The organism is Pseudomonas citronellolis (genome assembly GCF_900112375.1).
In the GTDB taxonomy this organism is placed as follows: Bacteria; Pseudomonadota; Gammaproteobacteria; order Pseudomonadales; family Pseudomonadaceae; genus Pseudomonas; species Pseudomonas citronellolis.
Map to the genome: position 1 here is coordinate 60,403 of NZ_FOLS01000027.1, position 23,917 is coordinate 84,319.

Sequence of the window (23,917 nt, forward strand, 5' to 3'; positions counted from 1 at the left end):
GCCTCACGGGGAAGTGTTCTGGCGCAGCACCAGGGTGCCGTCGCGCTGGGAGAATTCGAGTTGTCTGAGGGCGCTCATGCCGAGCAGCACCTCGTTGCCGCCCATGCCCGGGGCGATGATCGCCGGCACGTCGCGTAGCAGGATGTCGCCAAGCTCCAGGCGTTGCAGGCGCGTGCGCCAGCCCCGGGTGCGGCCGTTGGCGGTGTCCAGGTCGATGGGCGCGCCACGCTGCAGTTGCAGGCGCAGGGCCAGGCCCTCCGGCACGGCCACGGCGCTGGCGCCGGTGTCCAGCAGGAAGGTCGCCGGGGTACCGTCGATCAGACCGTCGAACACGTAGTGGCCCTGGCGGTTGCCCAGCAGGCGCAGCTCCACGTAGCCGTCGCCGTGCAGCGACTGCGGCTGGACGTTGGGGTTGTGCTGGCGCTTTTCCCATAGGCCGAAGAAGTGCGTGGCCAGGCCGATGCCGGCCAGCCAGGCGAGCAGCATCATGGCCTTGCCGAGGCGGCGTCCGGGTTGCGCGTCGTTCATTTGCCACCCAGCCAGCCCTCCGCCGGGGCGGCGAAGCGCAGCACGTAGGGTCGCGCATCGCCGTCGGCGCGGGCCGCGTCGCCATTGTCCAGACCGATCCAGGCGCCCTTGTCGTCGATCACCAGGGCCTCGGCCACACCGTAGGGCAAGGCGTAGCGGCGCTCCGGCGCCAGGGCGCCGTCGGCGAACGACCAGCAGCGCTCGGCGGCGCCGCTGTCGGCGTTGCGCCGGCAGACCTGGTGCACCAGGCGCTCCAGGGTGAACAGCTTGCCCTGGTACAGCGCCAGGTCAGAGAAGTCCAGGGCCAGCGGCTTGTCGCTTTCCAGCTGCGGCGGCGGCAGCGCCGTCCCGGCCTCGCTGAGCAGCACGCAGGCGCCGTCGCATTTCCAGCTGCCGTTGTCGTTGCGCAGGCGCAGCAGGCCGCGGCGCTGGCGTTCGGCGGCGAGCCACAGGCGCTTGCCGTCGGCGTCGATGGCCAGGCCTTCGTAGTAGGCGTTGTTGACCATCAGCAGGCCGCTGGCGCGCGCCTGGCGCAGCAGCGTCGGCGGCAGCTCCAGCCATTGCGCGGCGCCGGCCTCCGGCACCCGCAGCACGCCGGCATAGGCCTCGCTGACCAGGTAGCGGTTGCCCTTGCCGTCGCAGCTGACGCCTTCGAAGTCCATGGCCCCGCCGCGCACCAGGCCATACAGCCAGGTGCGCGCGCGGGCGCCCCAGGACAGGCCACTGTCGGGCAGCCCGGGCGCGCTGAAGGTCTCGGCGCGGGCCTGCCAGACGCTGCCCGGGGTTTCGTCCGGGCGCAGGCCGTAGAGGCGGTCGTCGTCGCGGTCGGATACCGTCCACAGCTCGCCGCCGCACAGCGCCAGCCCCGACAGGTTGCCCGCGGGCATGCCTTCCACGGCGTGCTCGGAGAGGAACTGCAGGGCCGGCCCCTGCCCTACCGCGGGTGCGTCCGCCAGGGCCTGGGCGCAGCCGAGCACGGCCGCCAGGGCGGCCAGCGCGCGGCGCATCAGGCCAGGACCTCGGCCAGGTTGCCCTTGGTCTCCAGCCAGGACTTGCGGTCGCCGGCGCGTTTCTTGGCCAGCAGCATGTCCATGATCTCGACGGTGCCCTCGGCGTCTTCCAGGGTCAGCTGCACCAGGCGCCGGGTGTTCGGGTCCATGGTGGTTTCGCGCAGCTGCGGCGGGTTCATCTCGCCCAGGCCCTTGAAGCGGGTGACCTGCGGCTTGCCGCGGCGCTTCTCGGCCAGCAGCCGGTCGAGGATGCCGTCGCGCTCGGCGTCGTCCAGGGCGTAGAAGACTTCCTTGCCCAGGTCGATGCGGTATAGCGGCGGCATGGCCACGTAGACGTGCCCGGCTTCCACCAGCGGGCGGAAGTGGCGGACGAACAGGGCGCACAGCAGGGTGGCGATGTGCAGGCCGTCGGAGTCGGCGTCGGCGAGGATGCAGATCTTGCCGTAGCGCAGCTGGCTCAGGTCGGCGGCGCCCGGGTCGACGCCGATGGCCACGGCGATGTCGTGCACTTCCTGGCTGGCCAGGACTTCGCCGCCGTCCACTTCCCAGGTGTTCAGGATCTTCCCGCGCAGCGGCATGATCGCCTGGAATTCCTTGTCCCGCGCCTGCTTGGCCGAGCCGCCGGCGGAGTCGCCCTCCACCAGGAACAGCTCGGCGCGCATCGGGTCCTGGCCGGCGCAGTCGGCCAGCTTGCCGGGCAGCGCCGGGCCCTGGGTGATCTTCTTGCGCTCGACCTTCTTGCCCGCCTTGAGGCGGCGGCCGGCGTTGCTGATGGCCAGCTCCGCCAGTTGCAGGCCCAGCTCGGGGTTGGCGTTGAGCCAGAGGCTGAAGGCGTCCTTCACGACGCCGGAGACGAAGGCCGCCGCCTCGCGAGACGACAGGCGCTCCTTGGTCTGCCCGGAGAACTGCGGCTCCTGCAGCTTCATCGAGAGGACGAAGGCGATGCGCTCCCAGACGTCTTCCGGGGCCAGCTTGACGCCGCGCGGCAGCAGGTTGCGGAACTCGCAGAACTCGCGCATGGCATCCAGCAGGCCCTGACGCAGGCCGTTGACGTGGGTGCCGCCCTGGGCCGTGGGGATCAGGTTGACGTAGCTTTCCTGCAGCGATTCGCCGCCCTCGGGCAGCCACAGCAGGGCCCAGTCCACCGCCTCCTTGCTGCCGGCCAGGGTGCCGCAGAAGGGCTCTTCCGGCAGGCGCGGCAGCTCGGACACCGAGTCGGCCAGGTAGGAACGCAGGCCGTCCTCGTAGTGCCATTCGACGCGCTCGCCGCTGCTCTTGTCCTCGAAAGTGACCAGCAACCCCGGGCAGAGCACAGCCTTGGCCTTGAGCACGTGCTTCAGGCGGCTGACGGAGAACTTCGGCGAGTCGAAATACTTCGGATCGGGCCAGAAGCGCACGGTGGTGCCGGTGTTGCGCCGGCCGACGCTGCCGATGACCTCCAGGTCGCTGGCCTTGAAGCCGTCGGCGAAGGTCATGCGGTATTCGTTGGCGTCACGCTTGACGCGCACTTCCACCTGGGTGGAAAGCGCGTTCACCACCGAGATGCCCACGCCGTGCAGGCCGCCGGAGAACTGGTAGTTCTTGTTGGAGAACTTGCCGCCAGCGTGCAGCTTGGTGAGGATCAGCTCGACCCCCGGCACGCCCTCTTCGGGGTGGATGTCCACCGGCATGCCGCGGCCGTCGTCGATCACTTCCAGCGAGTTGTCCTCGTGGAGGATCACCTGCACGCTCTTGGCGTGGCCGGCCAGGGCCTCGTCCACGGAGTTGTCGATGACTTCCTGGGCCAGGTGGTTGGGCCGCGTGGTGTCGGTGTACATGCCCGGGCGCTTGCGCACCGGATCGAGGCCGGAGAGGACTTCGATGGCTTCTGCGGTATAGGCGTTCTGCTGGGCCATGGGGTCCCTTTTCAGTCAGCAAATTCAGTCGAAAGTGGAGAAATCGAGGTCGTGCCAGCGGCTCGCCGGCACTCCGGCGAAGGCCAGCAGCGCCGGCAGCCAGCGGCTGAAGCCCTGGAAGCTGTGGTCGCCACCGGCCTCGATGCGCAAGGCGCAGGCCCGGTAGAAGACCGCGGCCACCTTGTAGTCGAGGGTTTCGTCGCCGGTCTGCAGCCACACCTGGTAGCGCGCCGCATCGACCGGCGGCGGCACTTCGAGTTCCGCCAGGGCGTCGACGTGTTCCTGGGTCAGCACCCATTCCTCGCCGCTGTAATGGTTCTTCTGCGGCCCCAGGTAGCCGTCGAAACGGCCGTGGGGCAGCACCGCCGGGTTGATCAGCAGGGCCTTGAGGCCGTGCCGCTCGGCGAGATGGGTCGCATAGTAGCCGCCCAGGGAACTGCCGACCAGCAAGGGCCGGTCGAGTTCGCCGATGGCCGCCTGCAGCTGGGCCATGGCCTGCCGCGGGTGGTGGTGCAGTTCGGGCACCCGCAGGTGCGCCTGCAAGCCCAGGCGGCCCATGACGGCCATCAGCTGGCGGGCCTTCTGCGAGGCCGGGGAACTGTTGAAGCCGTGGATATAGAGGATATCGGTCATGGTGCGGGAGGCTACAAGCAGCGGGCAGCTGCCTGCAAGCCGCACACGTCAGTAGCCCTGGACGCTGTAGTCCACCTGGAAATCGATGCCGGTGACCCGCGACACGCCGGTCTGCACGCCGCCATCGGGCAGCAGGCGCAGCCAGCGGTAGCCCGGCGCCAGGGTGTCCACGCCGAAGTCCTCGCTGCCCGGGGCGAACTGCACGCAGGTGGAGGGGGACGCCAGTAGGCGCACGTCGCCGCGCAGGCGGTCGATCTCCTGGTGCACGTGGCCCCAGAGCAGACAGCGCACATGTCGGTGGCGGTCGAGCACGGCGAACAGGTCGTCCGGGTTGCGGATGCCGATGCGGTCCATCCACTGGCTGCCGATGCTCACCGGGTGGTGGTGGAAGGCCACCAGCACGTGGCGATCGCGCGCGTCGTGCAGGGCTTCGTCCAGCAGCGCCAGTTGCTCGGCGGACACCTGCCCGGGCACCGCGCCGGGGATGGTGGAATCGAGCAGGACGATGCGCCAGGCACCCAGGTCGAGCACCGGGTCGAGGAGGTCGCTGCCGGCGCAGACTTCGCGCATGGGCGCCAGCTCGTCATGGTTGCCGGGGAACCAGCGGGCCGGTGCCTGAATGCTGGAACAGATATCCAGGAAACGTCTGTACGACTCCGGGGAACCGTCCTGCGAGATATCACCCGTCGCCAGGACCAGGTCGATCCGCGGCTGCTCCTCGAGGACGCGCTTCACCACCTGTTGCAGGCTGTCCGCGGTATCCATGCCGAGAAGCCGGCCATCGTGCTCGGCGAACAGATGGCTGTCAGTGAGCTGCACCAGCAGCACCGGCTCATTTGAGGAAAATTCTTTCGCAGGCAATGCGCCTTCTCCTGTCAGGCGAGGCGTCGTCGTTGAAGGAAGTATGGTGACAGCCCCGGTGCCGGGCAAACCGGGAAAGAGTCACAGTTCACAGTATGCTCGCCGTCGGCCGGACGAACGACATTCTATCATGGCGCAATGCCATCACCCACGCTTTCAGCGTTGCAAGACCGGCTCCAGCTCGTGGCCGCAGGCCAGGCAGTGGCTCAGCCATTCGCCGAGGAAGAGGTTGAGCTGGCTCTTCTCGTCCGGCTGGTGCATGGCCTGGTTCGGGTAAGGGTAGATGGCCAGCAGGCGGCGCGCCTGCTCGGCGCCGACCACTTCGGCCATGCGCGCGTCATGGTAGACGCGCACTTCCAGGCGCGGCGCGGGCAGCCAGGGCAGGCCCAGCTCCTGGCGCACCTGCAGGGTGGTGGTGTAGGGGCAGGCCTCGATCACTTCCAGGGCCAGCACGCCGAGCAGGCGTTCGCCCTCGCTCAGCGCCACGCGGCGCTGCGACTGCACTTCGCGCATGTCCGGCAGCAGCCGCATCAGGCGCAGGTAGTTGGCCTCGCAGGTGGCTTGCAGCCCGGCCAGGTCGACACGGTAGCGTTCACGCAGCAGGTTCACACCCATAGGCCACGAACCTCGGCGCGGTTCAGCGCCAGCCATTGCAGGGCGAGCATGCTCGCGGCGTTGTTGACGCGCCCGTCGCGCACGGCCTGCAGGGCATCCTCGAGGGCCAGCACGTGGACGCGGATGTCCTCGCCCTCCTCCTCCAGGCCGTGGATGCCCGAGGCCCGGCTGCTGTCGCAACGGCCGACGAACAGGTGCACCAGTTCGTTGCAGCCGCCGGGCGACGGCAGATACTGGCTGATCGGCCAGAGTGCGCCGAGGTTCAGGCCGGCTTCTTCCACGGCTTCGCGGCGGGCGACCTCTTCAGGTTCTTCGTCCTTGTCGATCAGCCCGGCGACCAGCTCCAGCAGCCAGGGGTTGACCCCGGCCTCCAGGGCGCCGACGCGGAACTGCTCGATCAGTACCACTTCGTCACGCTGCGGGTCGTAGGGCAGCACGCAGACGGCATCGTGGCGGACGAACAGCTCGCGGCTGATCAGCGGCCCCATGTCGCCGGCGAACTGGCGATGACGCAGGTGCAGACGCTCAATGCGATAGAAGCCGCGGAAGCACTCCTCGCGTCGAGTGATCTCCACGTCGTCCGGACCCGCCTTGAAGATATCCGCCATCCCACACACTCATCGATCGGTTGAACTTCGCGCCATCCTATCGCGACGCCGTGCCCCGTGCAGCCTCTTTCCGCCACCGCCCGGCGGGGAGCCGCGCGACACTGCTACACTCGGCGGCGCGGCGAACCCGGCGCGGCTTCGCCGGTCCAAGCCGCGCGGCCAACCGCCGCCGGACACGCAAAGAAGGACTCCCATGGATTTTCTGAAAACCCTTGCCGCCGCGGGCCTGCTGCTGATGCTCGGCGGCTGCCAGAGCCTCTTCGGCCCCGGCCTGGGCGACCCGCTGAGCGCCCGCCACACGACCTTCGAACACCTGCAGCCGGGCTGCCAGGGCGAGCAGTGCCCGCTGTTCAACCTGGACACCCTGAGCTTCGACGCAGAGCCCGCGCTGAATGCGGCCATCGAGGCGCAGTTGCTCGACCTCGCCCGCAACACCCCGGACGACCCGCGCCCGGCCAGCCTCGCCGGCTACGAGCGGGATTTCCTGGCCAGCGCCAAGCCGGGCTGGAGCAGCTATCTGCAAGCGAAGATACGCGAGCAGCATGACGGCCTGGTGATCGTCGAGCTGTCCAGCTACGTCTTCACCGGCGGCGAGTACGGCCAGCCGGGGCGCGCCTTCATCAACTACGACCGCCGCCTGCACAAGGTGCTGACGCTGCAGGACGTGCTGCTGCCCGGCCAGGAAGAGGCCTTCTGGCAGAACGCGCGCCTGGCCCACCAGGCCTGGGTGGTGCAGAACAAGCTGGTGGAACAGGACGCGAACTTCCTCAGGGACTGGCCGTTCCAGAAGACCCCGCACTTCGCCCTGACCTTCGGCGCGCTGACGCTGAAGTACGACATCGACCGCATCGCCCCGCACTCGGTCGGGCACCCGGAGCTGAAGATTCCGTATCCGCGGCTCAACGGTATCGTCAAGCCGTATTACTTCCCGGGGCGTGGGGCGCAGTAGGGCATCGCACGATTCCCATGTAGGAGCGCGCCCTGCGCGCGATTCGCGGGCAGGGCCCGCTCCTACAGATCACCGAGAGGCATGGTGCTGCCTGGAGCGGACCTTGTCCGCGAACGGTGTTCACCGGCGGCAGCAGTGCTTCGGATTCGTTCCCTCTCTCGCAAGCGGGAGAGGGGGCTGTCCGGCATGGACGGGGGTTCGGCATCAACCTGTAGGAGCAGCTGTCTTACAGGCTGCACCGAAGTGCTCTTCGTAGGAGCGAGCTTGCTCGCGAACCGCATGGCACCGCGTTTGTTCGCGAGCAAGCTCGCTCCTACGAGAAGCCATGCTCGCCTGCAACGTAGGAGTGGACTCCGTCCGCGATCCGGCCGCCTGGCCGGTCAAGCCTTCGCGCCGATGCGCCCCAGCGCCAGTTGCAGCACACCGGCCACCAGCAGCGCCGGCAGGGTGGCGCCCAGGTCCGGGGCGTAGTTGGCCAGCAGGTGGTAGGTGACCACGCCGCCGGCCCAGGCCAGCAGCGAGCCCCAGCGCAGGCCGGGGCGGACTTCGGCGGCGGCGCGGCGGCGCAGCAGGAAGTGGTCGACCAGCACCACGCCGAACAGCGGGGCGAACACCGAGCCGATCAGCAGCAGGAAGTTCTGGTACTGCTCAAGCGGCGCGAACCAGGCGATCAGGGTGCAGAGCACGCCGATGATCAGCGCCAGGTGCTCGACCTTCAGCGGCACCAGGATGCCGCTGGAAACCGCCGCCGAGTGGATGTCGGCGAAGGCCTTTTCCGACTCGTCGAGTAGGATCAGCAGCAGCGGGATGCCCATGCCGGCGCCGGCCAGGGCCAGCAGCAGGGCGTTGGCGTCGCTGCCCTGGGCGAACGCCAGGGTGTAGGCCACGCCCAGGCCCATCAGCCAGAAGCAGCCGATGAAGAAGCCCAGCGCGGCGCCGCCGAACACCTGCCCGGCGTGCTTGCCGAAGCGCGAGTAGTCGGCGATCAGCGGCAGCCAGGACAGCGGCATGGCGATGGCGATGTCGAAGCCCACCGCCAGCGGCAGCGAGCCGTCGCCGCCACGGGCCCAGATGGCCGCGAGGTCCGCGCGGTGCAGCAGGTCCCAGGTCAGCCAGATGCAGGCCGCCAGCAGCAGCCAGATGCCCCACTTGCGCAGCACGCGGCGGACGAAGGCCAGCGGCCCGCTGACCGCCAGCAGGGTGGCCAGGGCGCCGAACACCAGGGTCCACAGCGCCGGGCTGGTCCAGGCGCTGCCCTCGCCGAAGGCGCGCGCGGCCAGCAGGCTGGCGGCGTCGCGCATGACGATCACCTCGAAGGCGCCCCAGCCCACCAGTTGCAGCAGGTTGAGCACGGCCGGCAGCGCCGCGCCGTGGCCGCCGAGGCTGAGCTTGAGCGAGGCCATGGCGGCCAGCCCGGTGTCGCTGCCGATCACCCCGGCGGCGGCCAGCAGCAGCACCCCGACCAGGGTGCCGAGGAAGATCGCCAGCAGCGAGCCGGCCAGGCCCAGGCCGGGCGCCAGCAGCGCGCCGGTCTGCAGCACCATCAGGCCGATGCCGAGGGAGAACCACAGGGAGAACAGGTCGCGCAGGCCGAGCACGCGCTGGGCGGAGCCAACGGCGACGGCCGGGGAATAGTTGGTTGCGGTGAGAGTGGTCACGATGTGCGCAAGGCTCTGGGGTTATTGGGATGTGTCTTCTTTTCGTAGGAGCGAGCTTGCTCGCGAACAGCCCGGGCTCGGGGCCGGTTCGCGAGCAAGCTCGCTCCTACGGGTGCCGCGGTGTAGCGATCAGACCTGCTTGTAGATCACCGAGCCTTCATCCTTGAAGCGCGCGGCCTGTTCCTGGAAGCCGGCCTCGATGGCCTTCTGCTCGTCGGTCAGGCCGTTTTCCTTGGCGTAGTCGCGGACTTCCTGGGTGATCTTCATCGAGCAGAACTTCGGCCCGCACATGGAGCAGAAGTGCGCGACCTTGGCCGAGTCCTTCGGCAGCGTCTCGTCATGGAAGGCGCGCGCGGTGTCAGGGTCCAGGCCGAGGTTGAACTGGTCTTCCCAGCGGAACTCGAAGCGCGCCTTGGACAGCGCGTTGTCGCGGATCTGCGCGCCCGGATGACCTTTCGCGAGATCGGCAGCATGCGCGGCGATCTTGTAGGTGATGATGCCGGTCTTCACGTCATCCTTGTTCGGCAGGCCCAGGTGCTCCTTGGGCGTGACGTAGCAGAGCATGGCGCAGCCGAACCAGCCGATCATCGCCGCGCCGATGCCCGAGGTGATGTGGTCGTAGCCGGGGGCGATGTCGGTGGTCAGCGGGCCGAGGGTGTAGAACGGCGCCTCGTCGCAGCATTCCAACTGCTTGTCCATGTTCTCCTTGATCAGCTGCATGGGCACGTGGCCGGGGCCTTCGATCATCACCTGCACGTCGTGCTTCCAGGCGATCTTGGTCAGCTCGCCGAGGGTTTCCAGCTCGCCGAACTGGGCGGCGTCGTTGGCGTCGGCCACCGAGCCCGGGCGCAGGCCGTCGCCCAGCGAGAAGCTGACGTCGTAGGCCTTCATGATTTCGCAGATTTCCTCGAAGTGCGTATAGAGGAAGTTCTCCTGGTGGTGCGCCAGGCACCACTTGGCCATGATCGAGCCGCCGCGCGAGACGATGCCGGTGACGCGCTTGGCGGTCAGCGGCACGTAGCGCAGCAGCACACCGGCGTGGATGGTGAAGTAGTCCACGCCCTGCTCGGCCTGCTCGATCAGGGTGTCGCGGAAGATTTCCCAGTTCAGGTCCTCGGCGATGCCGCCGACCTTCTCCAGCGCCTGGTAGATGGGCACGGTGCCGATCGGCACCGGGCTGTTGCGCAGGATCCACTCGCGGGTCTCGTGGATGTGCTTGCCGGTGGACAGGTCCATCACCGTGTCGGCGCCCCAGCGGATGCCCCAGGTGAGCTTCTCCACCTCTTCCTCGATGGACGAGCCCAGGGCGCTGTTGCCGATGTTGCCGTTGATCTTCACCAGGAAGTTGCGGCCGATGATCATCGGCTCCAGTTCCGTGTGGTTGATGTTCGCCGGGATGATGGCGCGGCCGCGGGCGATCTCCTCGCGGACGAACTCGGCGGTGATCTCCTGCGGGATGCTGGCGCCGAAGCTCTGCCCCGGGTGCTGGTCCTTGAGCAGGCCGGCGGCGCGGGCTTCCTGCAGCTTCATGTTCTCGCGGATGGCGATGTATTCCATCTCCGGGGTGATGATGCCCTGGCGCGCGTAGTGCATCTGCGTGACGTTCTTCCCGGCCTTGGCCCGGCGCGGGGTGCGCACGTGGGCGAAGCGCAGGGCGTCGAGGCTGGCGTCGGCCAGGCGGGCCTGGCCGAAGTCGGAGGTCAGGCCGGGGAGGATTTCCGTGTCGCCGCGCTCGTCGATCCAGCGCGAGCGCACATCGGGCAGGCCCTTGCGCAGGTCGATGCGCACTTCGGGGTCGGTGTAGGGGCCGGAGGTGTCGTAGACGAACACCGGGGCGTTCTTCTCGCCGCCGAAGGCGGTGGGGGTGTCGGCCAGGGAAATTTCCCGCACCGGCACGCGGATGTCCGGGCGCGAGCCGGTCAGGTAGACCTTGCGCGAATTGGGGAAGGGCTGCGCCGACTGGCGATCGAGCTGTTCAAGGCGGGTTACGTTGTTCTTCTGGGTGCTCATCCTGGCTCTCCTGGGTTGATTGTCGGGAGAACCTGGGTGACGCGGGAGCCGCAAGGCACTGCGGAGAAAGGACGCGTCCAGGGAGGGCTGGGGCCGGCCGGAAAGGCACTGGGGACGCGGACTTCTTGTTCCCTACGCGGGTGCTAACCCGATCAGGTTCAACGGGATCCGGAACTATCCGATCTCAGCCCCTCGCAATGGGGCACCCCGACAAGAACGTCCGCAGTCTAAACAAGAGTTCGGTGCTTGGCCAATGCCGCCGGGCCGAAAGTATCGGATGCGACTTCGCGGTCACGCCCCGGCAACTACAATGCTGCAACGAATTGCCCGAAGATGGCGCCTTGACCGCCAATCGGGGCGACCGTAGCCTTGCCCCACCCGCACACTTTCTAGGACGAACGAATGCTGCGCAGACTCTCCCTGGCTGTCGCCGTGGCCGCCTCCACAGGTTTCGTCTGGGCAGCACAGCCCACGTCGAGCGTCGCTCCACTGCCGACCAAGACCGACCTGATCAGCGTCTACAAGGATGCCGTAGACAACAACGCCGACCTCGCCGCCGCCCAGGCCGACTACCTGGCGCGCAAGGAAGTCGTGCCCCAGGCGCGCTCCGGCCTGCTGCCGCAGATCAACGCCGGCGGCAGCCTGGGCACCAGCCGCACCTCGCTGGACACCCCGGACGTCACCCTCAACCGCAGCAGCCAGCTGGTCCAGGCCAGCCTCAGCCAGCCGCTGTTCCGCGCCGACCGCTGGTTCCAGCTCAAGGCCGCGGAAAACATCAGCGAACAGGCCCAGCTGGAATTCTCCGCGACCCAGCAGCGGCTGATCCTGCAGACCGCCGAGACCTACTTCGGCGTGCTCCGCGCCCAGGACAACCTGGCCGCCAGCAAGGCCGAGGAAGCGGCCTTCAAGCGCCAGCTCGACCAGTCCAACGAACGCTTCGACGTCGGCCTGTCGGACAAGACCGACGTGCTCGAATCCCAGGCCGGCTACGACACCGCGCGGGCCAACCGGATCGTCGCCGAACAGGCGGTGGAAGACGCCTTCCAGGCCCTGGTGACCCTGACCAACCGCGACTACAGCGGCATCGAGGGCATCCTCCACTCGCTGCCGGTGGTGGTGCCGACGCCGAACGACGCCAAGGCCTGGGTGGATACCTCGGTGCAACAGAACATCGCCCTGCAGGCCAGCAACTTCGCGGTTACCGCCGCCGAGGAAACCCTGCGCCAGCGCAAGGCCGGGCACCTGCCGACCGTGGACGCGGTGGTGCAGTACCAGAAGGGCGACAACGACGCGCTGGGCTTCACCAACGCCGACGGCAGCGTCCCGCACTACGGCAAGTGGGTGGACCAGACCAGCGTCGGCGTGCAGCTGAACATCCCGATCTACAGCGGCGGCCTGACCAGCTCCCAGGTGCGCGAGTCGTACCAGCGCCTGAACCAGAGCGAGCAGCTGCGCGAAAGCCAGCGCCGCCAGGTGGTGCAGGACGCGCGCAACCAGCACCGCGCGGTGAACACCGACGTGGAAACGGTGAAGGCGCGGCGCCAGGCGATCATCTCCAACCAGAGCTCGCTGGAAGCCACCGAGATCGGCTACCAGGTCGGCACCCGCAACATCGTCGACGTGCTCGACGCCCAGCGCCAGCTGTACAGCGCGGTGCGCGACTACAACAACAGCCGCTACGACTACATCCTCGACAACCTGCGCCTGAAGCAGACCGCCGGCACCCTCAGCCCGGCCGACCTGCAGGCCCTGGGCACCTACCTCAAGGCCGACTACAACCCGGACAAGGACTTCCTCCCCCCGGACCTGGCCAAGGCCGCCGAGCAGCAGCTGGAAAGCAGCAGCAAGGCGCGGACCCAGCAGTGAATAACAAGCCCGGCAGAAGCCGGGCTTGTTGTTTGCGGGGCGGACTCCGTCCGCTCCTACGCCACACCCCACACCATTTCCATGTAGGAGCGCGCCCTGCGCGCGAAATCGCGGGCAGGGCCCGCTCCTACAGGTTGCTGGGGAGCACGGTATTCCTCCTCCCCCGTAGGAGCGGACCTTGTCCGCGATAGCCGGACGTCCCGGCGCGGATCGCGGATGAGATCCGCTCCTACACCGCTCCACCCACGCCATTTCCCTGTAGGAGCGCGCCCTGCGCGCGAAATCGCGGGCAGGGCCCGCTACCCACGCCATTTCCATGCAGGGGCGTAGGACGCATAACGCCTACGGCGTTATCCGCCGTTTGACCGGAGTTGCGGACCGCTCGAGATCGACCTTGGCGTGGACGACCAGCACGGTTAGGCGGCGTATAACCGCGAACGGTTATACGCCCTACGTCAGTTCCTATAGTCCGGCTGGATGCGGTCCAGCATGCGCAGCAGCGCCTCCCAGGCCAGGTCGATGCCGTCCGGGTCGCTCAGCTCGCCTTCGGCCTGCGGCTGATGGGGTTCGTTGAACTGGCGCTCGGTGCGCCGGCACACCGCGTCCGGCGGGATCACCAGTTCGCCGCCGGCCTGGGCGGCGATCTGGATGTCGCAGGCCTTCTCCAGGTAGTACATGCGCAGGAACGCCTGCTTCACGCTCGCGCCCACGGTCAGCAGGCCGTGGTTGCGCAGGATCATCCCCAGGTGGTCGCCGAGGTCGCGCACCAGGCGCTGCTGCTCGTCGAACGACAGCGCGATGCCCTCGTAGTCGTGGTAGCCCAGGCGCCCGTAGAACTCCATGGACATCTGGTTCAGCGGCAGCAGCCCCGCGGCCTGGGCCGCCACCGCGCAACCGGCGCGGGTGTGGGTGTGCAGCACGCACTGGGCGTCCTCGCGGGCGGCGTGGATGGCGCTGTGGATGACGAAGCCGGCCGGGTTGACCTTGTAGCGCGTCGGCGCCACCGGGTTGCCGGCCAGGTCGATCTTCACCAGGCTGGAGGCGCTGATCTCGTCGAACATCAGCCCGTAGGGGTTGATCAGGAAATGGTGATCCGGTCCCGGAAGGCGCAGGGAAATGTGGGTGAAGATCAGGTCGCTCATGCGGAAATGGGCGATCAGCCGGTAGCAGGCGGCCAACTCCTCGCGCAGTGTCCACTCTTCGGCGGAGCAGGTTTCACGGGAGGGCATCGGGATGGTCATGCCGGGGTTCCTCTTGTTGTTCGGGCGACAGGCGAAGAGCATATGCGGGGCTCTTCGTAGGAGCGAGCTTGCTCGCGAACCGGGCGGGCACGGTGCCGGGTTTGGTTCGCGAGCAAGCTCGCTCCTACAGGGGACCGGCTCTTCGCTCTTGCCTGTAGCTTGCAGCTTGCAGCTTGCAGCTTGCAGCTTGCAGCTTGCAGCTTGCAGCCTATAGCTTGACCTATTGCGCCGCCCAGGCGTTGAAGCGCTCTTCCAGCTCCTCGCCATGGTCGGCCCAGAACTCGTCGTCCATGGCCAGGCCCACCTTGATGTTCGCCGGCGCGGTCGGCACCCAGCGCGCCAGATCCTGCGGCAGGCGTTCGGCGGCCTGCTTGTTGGTCGGGCCGTAGGGGATGTTGTGCACGTAGTCGACCTGGGCGTCGGCCTGGTTGGCGAAGGCGATGAAGCGCTTGGCCAGGTCGACGTGCTGCGAGCCCTTGATGATCGCCCAGTAGTCCATGCCGTACAGCGCGCCCGGCCAGACCAGGTCGAGGTTGCGCCCGCTCTTGTGGGCGTCGGCGATGCGTCCGGTGTAGCTGGTGGTCATCACCACGTCGCCGGCGGCGAGCCACTGCGGCGGCTGGGCGCCGGCCTCCCACCACTGGATCGATGGCTTGATCTGGTCGAGCTTGGCGAAGGCGCGGTCGACGCCGGCCTTGGTGGAGAGCACCTTGTAGACGTCCGCCGGGGCGACGCCGTCGGCCATCAGGGCGAACTCCAGGTTGTACACCGCGCGCTTGCGCAGGCCGCGCTTGCCGGGGAATTTCTTCAGGTCCCAGAAGTCCTGCCAGCCGCTGGGCGCGGTCTTCAGCTTGTCGGCGTCGTAGGCGATGGCCACGCCCCACACCAGCGCGGCCGAGCCGCACTCCTTGGCGGCGTTGGGCACCAACTGGTCGGCGCCGCCCAGCTGCTTCCAGTCCAGCGGCACGAACATGCCCAGGTCGCAGTTGCGCGCCAGGTCCGGGCCCTCGATCTGCACCACGTCCCAGTCGGCGTGGCCGGTGTCGGTCATCACCTTGATGCGCGCCATCTCGCCGTTGTACTCGGCCTGGGTCAGGCGCGCCCCGCTGGCCTTGGCGAAGGGCTGGAAGAAGGCTACGTCCTGGGCCTTCTGCCCGGCGCCGCCGTAGCCGACCACGACCATGGAATCCTGCGCCTGGGCGCTGCCGAGACCGAGTCCCAGGAGCAGCAGCAGGGGTTGCAAAGCGTTCTTGCGCGAAATCATCGAGCGGACCCTCTGTGGATGCGAACCGTGGCCACCGCGGTGGCACGGCGGAGGTGGGTTGGGCGTACCGGAACAACTCGCGGATGGAGGCGGCTGGCAGTCAGAGGCGAAGGGGCGCCGCGGCGTGGAGCGGCCGGCGCGGGTAGATACCGTGGGGCACGGTTCATGCGCATCTCCTCTTGTAGTTGTTGTGGAGTACGTCGCTGGGCACGCCTCGTCGGCGACGGGGCGTGGAAATGAAACTACCCAGTCACTTTTAAAAAAACAAGTTGATTTTTTACTGAAGGTAAATTTCCATGGAAATACGTTAGATGACCATCCGCCCACCAGGAGCCCCGCCGTGTCCGACGTCATCCACTTCCAGAAGTCCGCCCTGCAGTTCCAGCCCTATGCCGGCCAGGCGCCGGAGAACGCCGCCATCTGCCGCCTGATCGGCCCGGCCGACAGCCAGACCATGGGCGCCGGCCTGGCCCGCTTCGACGGCTGCTCCATCGAGTGGACGGTGCTCTACGACGAGCTGATCGTGGTGCTGGAAGGCCACTTCCGCCTGCGCCTGGGCGAGCGCGTCATCGAGGCCGCGCCGGGCGACGTGATCTGGGTGCCGGAGCGCACGCCGCTGGCCTACGAGGGCGAGAAGGCCTGCGTGTTCTACGCCCTCTACCCGGTCGACTGGCAGGCCCGCAACGCCTGAGCCCCCCCCCCGCAGAACAACAAGAAAGGACGACGTCCGTGAGCCATGCCTTCCCGCACCTGTTCAGCCCGCTGCAAATCCGTGGCAAGCGCCTGAAGAACCGCATCATGTCCACCGGGCACGACACCTCCATGCCCACCGACAACCTGGTCAACGACCAACTGGTGGCCTACCACCAGGCCCGCGCCAAGGGCGGCGTGGGGCTGATCGTGATGCAGGTGGCGGGAGTGCACGACAGCGCCCGCTACACCTCCCACGTGCTGATGGCCACCGACGACGCCTGCATCCCCGGCTACCGCCGCGTCGCCGAGGCCTGCCATGCCGAGGGCACCCTGGTGCTGTCGCAGATCTTCCACCCCGGGCGCGAGATCATGGAGTCCAGCGACGGCCTGCTGGCGGTGGCCTACTCCGCCTCGGCCTCGCCGAATGAGCGCTTCCGCGTGATGCCGCGCGAGCTGGACCAGCGCATGATCGACGAGATAGTCGCCGGCTACGCCGCCGCCGCGCGACGCCTGCACCAGGCCGGGCTGGACGGCGTGGAAGTGGTGGCCAGCCACGGCTACCTGCCGGCGCAGTTCCTCAACCCGCGGGTGAACCGCCGCACGGACGGCTACAACGGCGACCTCGACGCCCGCCTGCGCTTCACCCGCGAGGTGATCGCCGCGGTGCGCGCGGCCACGGCCGAGGACTTCATCGTCGGCCTGCGCATCTCCGCCGACGAGCGCGACCCCGAGGGCCTGACCGAGGACGAGTCGCTGCTGGCCGTGCGCGCACTGCAGGGCGAGCTGGACTACGTGCACATAGTCGCCGGCACCTCCGCCTCCCTCGGCGGCGCCATCCACATCGTCCCGCCCATGGCCATCGAGGCCGCCTACCTGGCCAGCAACGCCGCGACCTTCAAGGCGCGCCTGGACATCCCGCTGTTCGTCACCGGGCGCATCAACCAGCCGCAGGAGGCCGAGCTGATCATCGCCCGCGGCCAGGCCGACGTGTGCGGCATGACCCGCGCGCTGATCTGCGACCCGCAGATGCCGAACAAGACCGAGACCGGCCACGTCGAGGACGTGCGCGCCTGCATCGCCTGCAACCAGGCGTGCATCGGCCACTTCCACCGCGGCTACCCGATCTCCTGCATCCAGCACCCGGAAACCGGCCGCGAGCTGCAGTACGGGCGCATCGAGCCGGCCGCGCAACGCAAGCGCGTGCTGGTGGCCGGCGGCGGCCCGGCGGGCATGAAGGCTGCGGCGGTGGCGGCGCAGCGCGGCCATGAGGTCATCCTCTGCGAGGCCGGCGCGCAGCTCGGCGGCCAGGTCAACCTGGCGCAACTGCTGCCGCGCCGCGCCGAATTCGGCGGCGCCTCCACCAACCTGCAGCGCGAAATGCAGCTGGCCGGCGTGGAAGTGCGGCGCAACACCCGCGTCGACCGCGCCCTGGTGGAAGCCGAGAAGCCCGACCTGGTGATAGTCGCCACCGGCGCCAGGCCCTACTGGCCGCCCTTCGAGCGCGGCGGCGAACTGCAGGTGGTGGACGCCTGGCAGGTGCTGCGCGGCGAGGTGCAGATCGGCCGCTCGGTGCTGGTCACCGACTGGCGCTGCGACTGGATCGCCCCCGGCATCGCCGAGCAACTGGTGCGCGCCGGCCACCAGGTGCGCCTGGCGGTGAACGGCACCCACGCCGGCGAGAACCTGCCGCTCTACGTGCGCGACCACCTGGCCGGCGAGCTGCACCGCCTGGGCATCGAGATCACCCCCTACGCGCGGCTGTACGGCTGCGACGACAGCAGCGTCTACCTGCAGCACAGCGCCAGCGGCGAACCGATGATCTTCGAAGGCATCGACACCCTGGTACTGTGCCAGGGCCACCAGCCGGTGGACGACCTGGCCGCCGAACTGGAAGGCCTAGTGGAATTCCGCCGCATCGGCGACTGCCTGGCCCCGCGCACGGCCGAAGAAGCGATCTACGAAGGCCTCAAGGCAGCCTGGGCAATCTGAGTCGCTGGGGCGGGCGTAGGGCGGATAACCGTTCGCGGTTATCCGCCGTTTGACCTTGGCCACCGCGCGCTCGGAGCCGAACCCGAAGCCGCCCCGTCCCACGCCAAGTCCAACAACAGCGTCCGCGGCAAGCGAGGTGTAGCGGCGTACAACCGCGAACGGTTGTACGCCCTACGCGACCCACAGGCGCGGCGCATTGTTTAGAATGCCCCACGACCGACTCGCCAGGACCCTCGCCGCATGAGCCCGAAAGCCCCGCAGCAAGCCCCCGCCAGCGCCGAAGCGCAGTTCCTCGGCACGCGCATTCGCGGCCTGCGCAAGCGGCGCGGCATGACCCTGGCCGAGCTGGCCGAGCAGAGCAAGCTCACCGCCGGCTACATCAGCCAGTTGGAACGCAACCTGGCCTACCCGTCGATCCCGGCGCTGTTCAACATCGCCCGCAGCCTGGGCGTGACCATCCAGTGGTTCTTCGCCAGCGAGGTGCAGGCCGACCCGGCCGACGCCGGCTACGTGGTGCGGCGCAATGCGCGCACCAGCGTGCACTACGAGGACGGCATCGTCGACGAACTGCTCAGCCCGCAACCCACCCGCCAGCTGGAAATCCTCCACTCACGCTTCCCGCCCGGCACCTACAGCCAGCAGAGCTACAGCCACGAGGGCGAGGAAGCCGGCTACCTGCTCAGCGGCACCTTCGAGCTGTGGGTGGGCGAGCGGTATTTCCTGCTCAACGAAGGCGACAGCTTCAGCTACTCCAGCCAGGAGCCGCACCGCTACGGCAACCCCGGGGACGTGGATGCGGTGGTGCTTTGGGTGATTACGCCGCCGACGTTCTGATCCTCAGCGTAGGGCGTATAACCGTTCGCGGTTATACGCCGCCTGACCGTACGGGCCGTCCACGCCAAGGTCAGCCCTGGAGCCGCCTGGGGCCACGGTCAAACGGCGGATAACGTCGAACGTTATCCGCCCTACCCCAACAACCGCGCCAGACCGTCGAGCAGCCGCCGCAACGCCCCCTGGTTAGCCCGCAGCACCCCCAACCCAGCCTCAGCCATGCGCTGCGCCACCGCCGGCTCATCCCACAACTGCCCCACCGCCACCGCCAGCGTCGGCGCATCCAGCACCTCGCGCAGGGCGCCGACCTCGCGCAGTTGCGCGGCGATCTCGAGGAAGTTGAACAGCTGCGGCCCGGACAGCACTGGCTTGCCCAGCGCCGCCGGCTCCAGCAGGTTGTGCCCGCCGTTGGGCACCAGGCTGCCGCCGACGAAGGCGACGTCGGCCAGCGCGTAGAGGAACAGCAGTTCGCCCATGGTGTCGCCGAGCAGCACCTGGGTGGCGGCCTGCACCGGCTCGCCGCCGGAACGGCGCAGCGTGGCGAAGCCCTCGCGACGGCACAGTTCGAACATGCCGTCGAAGCGTTCCGGGTGGCGCGGCACCAGGATCAGCAGGGCGTCCGGGTGCGTTTCCAGCAGCTTGCGGTGGGCGGCGAGAACGATCTCGTCTTCCCCGGCATGGGTGCTGGCGGCGATCCACACCGGCCGGGCCTCGACCTGCCAGTCATGGCGCAGGGCCGTGGCGCGGGCGAGCAGTTCGGGGTCGATGCTCAGGTCGAACTTGATCGAGCCGGTCACGCTCACGCACTCCGGGCGCGCGCCCAGGCGGCGGAAGCGCTCGGCCTCGGCCTCGGTCTGCACCGCCAGCCAGCTCATCTCGCCGAGCATCGGCCGCGTCAGCCCCTCGAAACGCGCGTAGCCGCGGGCCGAGTGCTCGGACAGGCGCGCATTGGCCAGCGCCACCGGGATGCCGCGGCGGGCGCACTGGTGGATGTGGTTGGGCCACAGCTCGGTTTCCATGATCACCGCCAGGCGCGGCTTCACCCGGTCGAGGAAGCGCGCCGCGGCCCAGGGCAGGTCATAGGGCAGGTAGCAGTGCTGGACGCTGTCGCCGAACAGCGCGCGGATGCGCTCGGAGCCGGTCGGCGTCATGCAGGTGACGGTGATCGGCAACTGTGGATAACGCTGCTGCAGGGCGCGGATCATCGGTGCCGCGGCGATGCTCTCGCCCACCGACACGGCGTGCACCCAGATGCCGCCCGGCTGCATCGCCGGCAGGCCGAAGGCAAAGCGCTCGCCGATGCGCCGGGCATAGGCCGGCGCCTTGCGCGAACGCAGGAACAGGCGCAGCGCGACCAGCGGCAGGCCCAGGTGGAACAGCAGGGTATAGAGAGTCCGGTTCATGGCGGCGGAGAGTAGCAAATAACGCCGGAGGTTCGCCTGGCTCCTACCTTGCCGACAGGCTCTTCGTAGGATGGTGTTGAGCGAAGCGATACCCATCACCAGAGTCCGATGGGTATCGCAAGCTCAACCCATCCTACGAGAAGCCGTGCCCGCCCGCGGGGTAGGAGCGGATTCATCCGCGATCATGAACCACCACAATGGCGCGGGGCGAGCCATCGCGGACGGAGTCCGCTCCTACAATCGTGCCTCCTATTCCTTCAGGTGCTCGGCGAAGCATTCGCCCAGCCACTGCGCCGCAGGGCCCAGGGGCTCGTCGCGGCGCCAGACCAGCTCCACCACCAGCGGCGGCGGCGTCCAGTCGCTGGCCAGCTCCACCAGCAGCGGCTGGTAGGCCGGGTACTGCGCCACGTGGCGCGGCAGCCAGGCCCAGCCGAGGTCGCGCATCAGCAGTTCGGCCATGGCGTAGAAGCTGTCGGCGCGCCACACCAGCGGGCTGATCTGCTCGCCGCCGGGGTAGTGGCTGTCCTGCGGCGCCATCAGCAACTGGCGGTGCCGCGCCAGCTCGCGGCGGTCAGCGTAGTCCAGGCTGGCCAGGACGTGGCCGGCGCCGCACACGGTGACCATCTCGATGGTGCCCAGGTGCTGGCGCTCCAGTTCGTCCGGCATGCCCTCGTGGTGGAACAGCAGGCCGAGGTCGGCGCGGCGCTCCAGCAGCTTGCGCGCCACGTCGCCCTGGGCGCCGCTGGCCAGTTGCACTTCCAGGGTGGGGAAGGCCCGGGCCAGCGCCTGCAGGCCGGAAAGCACCGGCTGGTAGGGCATGGCCTCGTCCTGGGCCAGGCGCAGGCGCGCTTCCTCGCCGCGCACCAGGGCCATCGCCCGGCTTTCCAGGCGCTGGCACTGGCGCAGCACCTCGCGGGCCTCGTCGAGCAGCGCCCTGCCCTCCTGGGTCAGCACCGGCTGGCGGCCGCTGCTGCGGTCGAACAGGCTCACGCCCAGGTCGCTCTCCAGCAACGCGATGGACGAGCTGACCGCCGACTGCACACGCTGGAGCTGGCGCGCCGCCGCCGAGAAGGAAGATTGATCGGCAACGCTGACGAAGAGTCGCAACTGGTCCAGGTTCCACTGCATAGCCTATCTCCTTTGCAGATAGGTAATGACTTTATCCCATCGCCAGGAACACTAGAATGTCGCTATTCGCAACATCGGCCGCCCGCCCGGCCGCTCCTGGGGAGGACTGAACATGCCCGGCTATCTCTATCTCGCCATCGCCATCGTCGCCGAAGTCATCGCCACCGCTTCGCTGAAGTCGGTGAAAGGCCTGTCCACGCCGCTGCCCCTGCTGCTGGTGATCGTCGGCTACGCCATCTCCTTCTGGATGCTCACCCTGGTGGTGCGCAGCATCCCGGTGGGCATCGCCTACGCCATCTGGGCCGGCCTGGGCATCGTGCTGGTCAGCGTCGCCGCGCTGGTGCTCTACCAGCAGAAACTCGACGCCCCGGCGCTGCTGGGCATGGGCCTGATCGTCAGCGGCGTGGTGGTGATCCAGCTGTTCTCCGGCAGCGTCAGCCACTGAGCCACAGCCCCCTCGGTTATACTGCGCGCTTCGTTTCACGCGAGGCGCGCCCTTCCATGACCCAACCCCTGAGCACCGACATCCTGGTCGTCGGCGGCGGCATCGCCGGCCTCTGGCTGAATGCCCGCCTGCGCCGCGCCGGCTATTCCACCGTGCTGGTGGAGAACACCGCGCTCGGCGGCGTGCAGAGCATGCGCTCGCAGGGGATCATCCACGGCGGCACCAAGTACGCCCTGCACGGCGCGCTGACCGGCGCCTCGGAAGCCATCGCCGACATGCCCTCGCTGTGGCGCCAGTGCCTGGCCGGCGACGGCGAGCTGGACCTGCGCGGCGTGCGCGTGCTTTCCGACGCCCACTACCTGTGGTCGCCGGGCGGCCTGGCCGGCAACCTCACCAGCTTCTTCGCCAGCAAGGCGGTGCGCAGCCGCGTCGCCCAGGTGAAGGGCGACGAACTGCCGCCCGCGCTGCAGGACAAGGCCTTCAAGGGCAAGGCCTACCGCCTCTCCGAACTGGTGCTGGACGTGCCCAGCCTGGTCGCCCACCTGGCGGTGCTGGGCGGCGACGGCCTGCTGGCCGGGGAGCGCATCGAGCCGCTGCGCGAAGGCGACGAGCTGGTCGGCCTGCGCGTCGACGGCCGCGACATCCGCGCCCAGCGCGTGGTGCTGGCCGCCGGCGCCGGCAACGAGGCGCTGCTGCGCGAACTCGGCCTGGAGCAACCGGCCATGCAGCGCCGCCCGCTGCACATGGTGCTGCTCAAGGCGCCGACGCTGAAGCCGCTGTACGCCCACTGCGTCGGCGGCGGGCCCAAGCCGCGGGTCACCGTGACCACCCACCCGGCCGCCGACGGCCAGTGGGTGTGGTACCTGGGCGGCGACATCGCCGAAGCCGAGGGCATGGCCCGCAGCGAAGCCGAGCAGATCGCCGAGGCCCAGCGCGAGCTGCGCAAGCTGCTGCCCTGGGTCGACCTCTCCGCCGCGCGCTGGGCCACCCTGCGGGTGGACCGCGCCGAGCCGGCGCAATCCGGCCTGCTGCGCCCGGACAGCGCCTTCCTCGCCGACCAGGGCCGCCTGCTGGTGGGCTGGCCGACCAAGCTGGCGCTGGCGCCGAACTTCGCCGACCGCGTCTTCGAGGCCCTGGACCGCGACGGCATCCGCCCCGCCGCCGGGCAGGCGTTGCCGGAGCTGCCGCGCCCACCCCTGGCCCGCCCGGTATGGGAGGAGCTGCTGCCATGAGCGGCCTGCACGCACTGCACCGTCCGCTGGGCCGCACCGGCCTGAACGTCTCACCGCTGGGCCTGGGCACCGTCAAGCTTGGCCGCGACCAGGGCGTGAAATACCCCAGCGGCTTCCGCATCCCCGACGACCGCGAGGCCGCCGACCTGCTGGCGCTGGCCCGTGAGCTGGGCATCAACCTGATCGACACCGCCCCGGCCTATGGCCGCAGCGAGGAACGCCTCGGCCCGCTGCTGCGCGGCCAGCGCCAGGACTGGGTGATCGTCAGCAAGACCGGCGAGGAATTCGAAAACGGCCAGTCGCGCTTCGACTTCAGCGCCGCCCACACCCGCCTGTCGGTGGAGCGCAGCCTGCGCCGCCTGGAGACCGACTACGTCGACCTGGTGCTGGTGCACTCCGACGGCGACGACCTGCACGTCCTGCAGCACACCGAGGTCTACGAGACCCTCGAACGGCTCAAGCAGGAAGGCCTGATCCGCGGCTTCGGCTTCTCCGGCAAGACCGTCGATGGCGGCCTGCTGGCGCTGCAGCGCGGCGACTGCGCCATGGTCACCTACAACCTCAACGAGCAAGCCGAGAAAGCGGTGATCGACCATGCCCTGGAGCACCACCGCGGCATCCTGGTGAAGAAGGCCCTGGCCAGCGGCCATGCCTGCCTGGGCGAGGGCCAGGACCCCGTGCGCGCCAGCTTCGAGCTGGTGTTCGACCACCCCGGGGTGGGCGCGGCCATCGTCGGCACCATCGACCCGCAGCACCTGCGGCACAACGTCGCGCTGGCGGCCGAAGTCCTCGGCGGCTGAGCCCTGGCGGCCGAATCCGCGGCGCCACGACCGTTGATCGGCAGTCACCCAAGGTTGACACAAAGGGCGCATTCCTGTGCCATGCTCAGACTCCGCGGTGAAAAACTGCGGCACGTAAAATTGCCGCCAAAAGCTCGCTGACAGGGAAAACATCCGAAAACAAAGCGCCTTTCAGGGCTAACCTCGAAATAATCGAGGGTTTTCGAAGTTCGCCGTCAACGCCGTAGCCACTGGCAACCCGGAACGATCGGCCAGGCC

General features: G+C 68.8%; 21 protein-coding genes and 1 riboswitch. Of the genes, 8 read left to right on the plus strand and 13 right to left on the minus strand.

Going from position 1 to position 23,917, the window contains the following annotated elements:
- Window positions 1-3 precede the first annotated feature (3 nt).
- From BM060_RS23245 to BM060_RS23275, 7 genes are all read right to left on the minus strand, one after another.
- Window positions 4-528 (minus strand): retropepsin-like aspartic protease family protein, encoded by a 525-nt coding sequence (locus tag BM060_RS23245; RefSeq protein WP_074983396.1) that lies wholly within the window; start codon window positions 526-528, stop codon window positions 4-6.
- Window positions 525-1,535 carry an esterase-like activity of phytase family protein gene (locus tag BM060_RS23250; RefSeq protein ID WP_074983399.1) on the minus strand — a complete coding sequence of 337 codons (1,011 nt, stop codon included), beginning with the start codon at window positions 1,533-1,535 and terminating at the stop codon, window positions 525-527. Before BM060_RS23250 ends, BM060_RS23245 begins: the two co-directional genes overlap by 4 nt.
- Entirely contained in the window at window positions 1,535-3,433 is a 1,899-nt protein-coding gene (parE, locus tag BM060_RS23255) for a DNA topoisomerase IV subunit B (protein WP_061562963.1), read from the minus strand. The genes BM060_RS23250 and parE overlap by 1 nt, the downstream gene beginning before the upstream one ends.
- 24 nt (window positions 3,434-3,457) lie before the next feature.
- Window positions 3,458-4,066 (minus strand): YqiA/YcfP family alpha/beta fold hydrolase, encoded by a 609-nt coding sequence (locus BM060_RS23260; RefSeq protein ID WP_074983402.1) that lies wholly within the window; start codon window positions 4,064-4,066, stop codon window positions 3,458-3,460.
- Window positions 4,067-4,114: 48 nt separating this feature from the next.
- Entirely contained in the window at window positions 4,115-4,927 is an 813-nt protein-coding gene (gene cpdA, locus BM060_RS23265) for a 3',5'-cyclic-AMP phosphodiesterase (protein WP_058488188.1), read from the minus strand.
- A 156-nt stretch (window positions 4,928-5,083) separates the two neighbouring features.
- Entirely contained in the window at window positions 5,084-5,542 is a 459-nt protein-coding gene (locus BM060_RS23270; RefSeq protein WP_009613530.1) for a DUF1249 domain-containing protein, read from the minus strand.
- Window positions 5,533-6,150: an NUDIX domain-containing protein gene (locus BM060_RS23275; protein WP_074983404.1), complete on the minus strand. Its 618-nt coding sequence runs from the start codon at window positions 6,148-6,150 to the stop codon at window positions 5,533-5,535. The genes BM060_RS23270 and BM060_RS23275 overlap by 10 nt, the downstream gene beginning before the upstream one ends.
- 193 nt (window positions 6,151-6,343) lie before the next feature.
- Here BM060_RS23275 and BM060_RS23280 point away from each other — a divergent pair, with 193 nt between their 5' ends.
- Complete coding sequence (locus tag BM060_RS23280) at window positions 6,344-7,099, plus strand: RsiV family protein (RefSeq protein WP_074983406.1); 756 nt, start codon at window positions 6,344-6,346, stop codon at window positions 7,097-7,099.
- A gap of 380 nt (window positions 7,100-7,479) precedes the next feature.
- Here the strand turns inward: BM060_RS23280 and cytX are convergent, their stop codons facing one another.
- Both cytX and thiC read right to left on the minus strand, forming a co-directional pair.
- Window positions 7,480-8,757 carry a putative hydroxymethylpyrimidine transporter CytX gene (gene cytX / locus BM060_RS23285; protein ID WP_074983407.1) on the minus strand — a complete coding sequence of 426 codons (1,278 nt, stop codon included), beginning with the start codon at window positions 8,755-8,757 and terminating at the stop codon, window positions 7,480-7,482.
- Between the two features lie 129 nt (window positions 8,758-8,886).
- Window positions 8,887-10,767 (minus strand): phosphomethylpyrimidine synthase ThiC, encoded by a 1,881-nt coding sequence (thiC, locus tag BM060_RS23290; RefSeq protein WP_009613534.1) that lies wholly within the window; start codon window positions 10,765-10,767, stop codon window positions 8,887-8,889.
- A gap of 112 nt (window positions 10,768-10,879) precedes the next feature.
- A riboswitch (TPP riboswitch) is annotated at window positions 10,880-10,987 on the minus strand.
- 182 nt (window positions 10,988-11,169) lie between these two features.
- Here thiC and BM060_RS23295 point away from each other — a divergent pair.
- Window positions 11,170-12,633, plus strand: a complete 1,464-nt coding sequence (locus BM060_RS23295; RefSeq protein WP_074983410.1) for a TolC family outer membrane protein — start codon at window positions 11,170-11,172, stop codon at window positions 12,631-12,633.
- Between the two features lie 455 nt (window positions 12,634-13,088).
- Here BM060_RS23295 and BM060_RS23300 read toward each other — a convergent pair whose 3' ends face one another.
- Together BM060_RS23300 and BM060_RS23305 are read right to left on the minus strand one after the other, a co-directional pair.
- Window positions 13,089-13,874, minus strand: a complete 786-nt coding sequence (locus tag BM060_RS23300) for a class II aldolase/adducin family protein (RefSeq protein WP_074983413.1) — start codon at window positions 13,872-13,874, stop codon at window positions 13,089-13,091.
- A 220-nt stretch (window positions 13,875-14,094) separates the two neighbouring features.
- Entirely contained in the window at window positions 14,095-15,138 is a 1,044-nt protein-coding gene (locus BM060_RS23305; protein ID WP_061562971.1) for an ABC transporter substrate-binding protein, read from the minus strand.
- Window positions 15,139-15,478: 340 nt separating this feature from the next.
- On the opposite strand from BM060_RS23305, the gene BM060_RS23310 reads away from it, so the two are divergent.
- From BM060_RS23310 to BM060_RS23320, 3 genes are all read left to right on the plus strand, one after another.
- Complete coding sequence (locus BM060_RS23310; RefSeq protein WP_009613539.1) at window positions 15,479-15,829, plus strand: EutQ-related cupin domain-containing protein; 351 nt, start codon at window positions 15,479-15,481, stop codon at window positions 15,827-15,829.
- A 38-nt stretch (window positions 15,830-15,867) separates the two neighbouring features.
- A complete protein-coding gene (locus BM060_RS23315; RefSeq protein WP_074983416.1) occupies window positions 15,868-17,820 on the plus strand; it encodes an oxidoreductase in 1,953 nt (650 codons plus the stop codon).
- A 240-nt stretch (window positions 17,821-18,060) separates the two neighbouring features.
- The gene (locus tag BM060_RS23320) at window positions 18,061-18,654 is read left to right on the plus strand and encodes a helix-turn-helix domain-containing protein (RefSeq protein ID WP_009613541.1); all 594 of its coding nucleotides are present in this window, start codon (window positions 18,061-18,063) and stop codon (window positions 18,652-18,654) included.
- Window positions 18,655-18,785: 131 nt separating this feature from the next.
- Here BM060_RS23320 and waaA read toward each other — a convergent pair whose 3' ends face one another.
- Window positions 18,786-20,054 carry a lipid IV(A) 3-deoxy-D-manno-octulosonic acid transferase gene (gene waaA, locus BM060_RS23325; protein ID WP_074983418.1) on the minus strand — a complete coding sequence of 423 codons (1,269 nt, stop codon included), beginning with the start codon at window positions 20,052-20,054 and terminating at the stop codon, window positions 18,786-18,788.
- 249 nt (window positions 20,055-20,303) lie between these two features.
- On the minus strand, window positions 20,304-21,182 hold the full coding sequence (locus BM060_RS23330; RefSeq protein WP_064584696.1) for a LysR family transcriptional regulator: 879 nt from the start codon (window positions 21,180-21,182) through the stop codon (window positions 20,304-20,306).
- A gap of 112 nt (window positions 21,183-21,294) precedes the next feature.
- On the opposite strand from BM060_RS23330, the gene BM060_RS23335 reads away from it, so the two are divergent.
- From BM060_RS23335 to BM060_RS23345, 3 genes are read left to right on the plus strand one after another with little or no spacing between them, the layout of a single operon-like run.
- The gene (locus BM060_RS23335) at window positions 21,295-21,627 is read left to right on the plus strand and encodes a DMT family transporter (RefSeq protein WP_058488179.1); all 333 of its coding nucleotides are present in this window, start codon (window positions 21,295-21,297) and stop codon (window positions 21,625-21,627) included.
- A 56-nt stretch (window positions 21,628-21,683) separates the two neighbouring features.
- On the plus strand, window positions 21,684-22,859 hold the full coding sequence (locus BM060_RS23340; protein ID WP_074983421.1) for an NAD(P)/FAD-dependent oxidoreductase: 1,176 nt from the start codon (window positions 21,684-21,686) through the stop codon (window positions 22,857-22,859).
- On the plus strand, window positions 22,856-23,659 hold the full coding sequence (locus BM060_RS23345; RefSeq protein WP_074983424.1) for an aldo/keto reductase: 804 nt from the start codon (window positions 22,856-22,858) through the stop codon (window positions 23,657-23,659). Before BM060_RS23340 ends, BM060_RS23345 begins: the two co-directional genes overlap by 4 nt.
- Window positions 23,660-23,917 lie beyond the last annotated feature (258 nt).